General features: G+C 73.1%; 1 pseudogene. It reads left to right on the top strand.

Annotated features, from left to right (window positions below):
• Positions 1-5 precede the first annotated feature (5 nt).
• Positions 6-3685 (top strand): annotated as a pseudogene (locus ACF07S_RS33375) (beta-ketoacyl synthase N-terminal-like domain-containing protein); the annotation flags it as partial.

Here is a 3685-nt window from a genome sequence, read left to right as displayed (position 1 = left end):
CGACCGAACTGCGCAACCAGCTCAACAACCTCACCGGACTCCGACTCCCCGCGACCCTGGTCTTCGACCACCCCAACGCCCTCGCCGTCACCGAGCACATCGAGGAGAAGCTCGCGGGCCCGGCCCTCCGTTCCACCGCCTCCGGCCGAACGGCCGTGAGCACGACGCCCGTTGACAACGAGCCGATCGCCATCGTCGGAATGGCCTGCCGCTACCCGGGCGGAGTGACCTCGCCCGAGGACCTGTGGCGACTGGTCGCCGACGGCGTCGACACCGTCTCCGACATGCCGGACGACCGCGGCTGGGACCTGGAGGGCCTGTACGACCCGGAGCCCGGCGCGGAAGGCAAGAGCTACACCCGTCGGGGCAGCTTCCTCTACGACGCCGCCCAGTTCGATCCCGGATTCTTCGGCATCTCGCCGCGCGAGGCCCTGTACATGGACCCGCAGCAGCGACTGCTCCTGGAGACCTCCTGGGAGGCCCTCGAGCGCGCGGGCATCGACCCGGCCTCGCTCAAGGGCAGCCGCACCGGCGTGTTCGCCGGCGTGATGTACCACGACTACGCCCTCAACGTGTCGCCCTCCGGCACGGCAGGAGGCAGCGTGGTGTCCGGCCGGCTGTCGTACACGTACGGCTGGGAAGGCCCGGCCGTCACCGTCGACACCGCCTGCTCGTCCTCCCTCGTCGCCCTGCACCTCGCGGTCCAGGCACTGCGCTCGGGCGAGTGCTCGCTCGCGGTGGCCGGCGGCGCCACGGTGATGTCGACCCCGGGCATGTTCGTCGAGTTCAGCCGGCAGCGCGGTCTGTCCGTGGACGGCCGCTGCAAGGCGTTCGCGGGCGCGGCCGACGGCGTCGGCTGGTCCGAGGGCGTCGGTGTCCTCCTCGTCGAGCGCCTCTCCGACGCCGTACGCAACGGGCACCGCGTCCTCGCGGTCGTCCGGGGCACCGCCGTCAACCAGGACGGCGCGTCCAACGGCTTCACGGCACCCAACGGGCCCTCGCAGCAGCGCGTCATCCGGCAAGCGCTCGAAGCCGCCGGAGTCGCCGCCTCCGAGGTCGACGTCGTCGAGGCACACGGCACGGGCACGACCCTGGGCGACCCGATCGAGGCGCAGGCACTGCTGGCCACCTACGGTCAGGACCGGCCCGCCGACCGGCCGCTGCTGCTCGGCTCGATCAAGTCGAACATCGGGCACGCGCAGGCCGCCGCCGGTGTCGCCGGCGTCATCAAGATGGTGATGGCCATGGAGCACGGCTCCGTGCCGCGCACCCTGCACGTCGACCGGCCCTCGCCGCACGTCGACTGGACCGAGGGCAACGCGGAACTGGTCGTGGAGGAACGGCCGTGGCCGGACGCCCCGCACCCGCGCCGTGCGAGTGTCTCCGCGTTCGGACTCAGCGGCACCAACGCGCACGTCGTCCTGGAACAGGCCCCCGCACCCGCCCCGGCCGCCGAGCCGGGACCGGTGAACGGCGACGGCGAGGGCGAACGCCCGACGACCCCGCTGCCCTGGACGGTGTCCGCCGCGACCCCCGAGGCGCTGCGCGCCCAGGCCGGACGACTCCTCGACCACCTCACGGACCGCCCGGACCAGGACCCGCTGGACACGGCCTACGCACTGGCCACCTCCCGCACCGTGCTGGAGTCCCGCGCCGTCGTACTCGGTGCCGGCCGTGAAGACCTGCTCGACGGGCTGCGGACGCTCGCCCGCGGCGAGTCGTCCCCGGCCGTCCTCCACGGCACCGCGCGGGACGGCGGCTCGACCGCCTTCCTGTTCTCGGGCCAGGGTTCGCAGCGGCTCGGTATGGGTCGTGAGCTGTACGGTCGTTTCCCGGTGTTCGCGGAGGCGTTCGACGCGGTGTGCGCGGCTCTGGACGAGCACCTGGACCGGCCGCTGCGCGACGTGCTCTGGGGCGACGACGAGGACGCGCTGAACCGGACCGCCTACGCCCAGGCCGGGCTGTTCGCCCTGGAAGTGGCGCTGTACCGCCTGCTCGACGCCTGGGGCGTGCGCCCCGACTACGTCGCCGGACACTCGATCGGTGAGGTGGCCGCCGCGCATGTGGCGGGTGTCTTCTCCCTGGCGGACGCGTGTGCGCTGGTGGCTGCCCGTGGCCGGCTGATGCAGGCGTTGCCGGCCGGTGGTGCGATGGTGGCCGTCGAGGCGGCGGAGGCGGAGGTTGTGCCGCATCTGACGGACGAGGTGTCGGTGGCGGCGGTCAATGGGCCGTCGTCGGTGGTGGTCTCGGGCGTGGAGGCCGCGGTGGAGGCCGTGGCGGAGGTGTTCCGGGGGCTGGGCCGTCGTACGTCCCGGCTGCGGGTGTCGCACGCCTTCCACTCCCCGCTGATGGAGCCGATGCTGGACGACTTCCGCACGGTCGCCGAGAACCTCTCCTACGCCGACCCGCTGCTGCCCGTCGTCTCCAACGTGACCGGCCGCATCGCCGCACCCGGCGAACTCACCACGCCCGCCTACTGGGTGACCCACGTCCGTGAGGCCGTGCGCTTCGCCGACGGAGTCCAGGCACTGCGTGCCGCCGGAGTGGGACGCTGGGTCGAGGTCGGTCCCGAAGCGGTGCTGACCGGCATGGCCCGCACCTGCCTCGACGACACCGGTGTCCTGCTGGTGCCGGTCGCCCGCAAGGGCCGGGACGAGACCGACGCCCTGCTCACCGCCCTCGGTCACCTGCACAGCGACGGCGCTCCCGTCGACTGGGCCGCGTACTTCGCCGGCACCGGCGCACGGACCGTCGACCTGCCGACCTACGCCTTCCAGCGGCAGCGCTACTGGCTGCACGCCACGGACGGCGCCACCACGGTTCCCGCCGGCGCCGGTCTGGACGCGTCCGACCACCCGCTGCTGGGTGCGGTGGTGGCGCTGCCGGACTCGGGTGGTGTGGTGCTGACGGGCAGGCTGTCGGTGGAGGCGCAGCCGTGGCTCGCCGATCACGTCGTCCTGGGCCGCACCCTGCTGCCCGGCGCCGTGCTGGTCGAACTCTCCCTGACGGCGGGCGAGGCCGCGGGCTGCGCGACGCTGGAGGAACTCGCCCTGGCCGCGCCGCTGGTGCTGCCCGACCGGGGCGGCGTCCAGGTGCGTGTGGTGGTCGGCCCGGAGAACGGCGGACGCCGTACGGTCGCCGTCTACTCGCGCTCCGAGGACGCCGCGCAGGACTGGTCCACCCATGCCTCCGGGTTCCTGGTGGAGGGTGTGGCGTCGGCGGGGTTCGATCTGGCGCAGTGGCCTCCGGTGGGTGCCGAGGTGGTGCCGGTGGAGGGCGCGTACGAGGTCTTCCGTGAGCGTGGTTATGGCTACGGTCCGGTGTTCCAGGGGTTGCGTGCGGCGTGGCGTCGGGGTGACGAGCTGTTCGCCGAGGTCGCTCTGCCGCAGGAGTCGGTGGGTGAGGCCGGTGGGTTCGGTCTGCATCCGGCGCTGCTGGACGCGTCGATGCATGCGGCGATCCTGAACGACGGTGAGGGCGAGACGGTGATTCCGTTCGCCTGGAACGGCGTGCGCCTGCACGCGGTCGGCGCCTCCGCCGTCCGCGTCCGCATCGAGAGGTCCGACGACGGAGGAATGCGGCTCGCGGTCGCCGATGTGTCGGGTGCGCCGGTGATGTCGGTCGGGTCCATGGTGGGCCGGCCGGTGTCGGCCGGTCAGCTGGGTGCGGCGTCCGGTGATGCGGG

The sequence above is a fragment of the Streptomyces sp. NPDC016640 genome, assembly GCF_043076215.1.
In the GTDB taxonomy this organism is placed as follows: Bacteria; Actinomycetota; Actinomycetes; order Streptomycetales; family Streptomycetaceae; genus Streptomyces.
The sequence above is the reverse complement of the archived record's forward strand: the minus strand, read 5'-3'. Positions and strand labels throughout refer to the sequence as shown.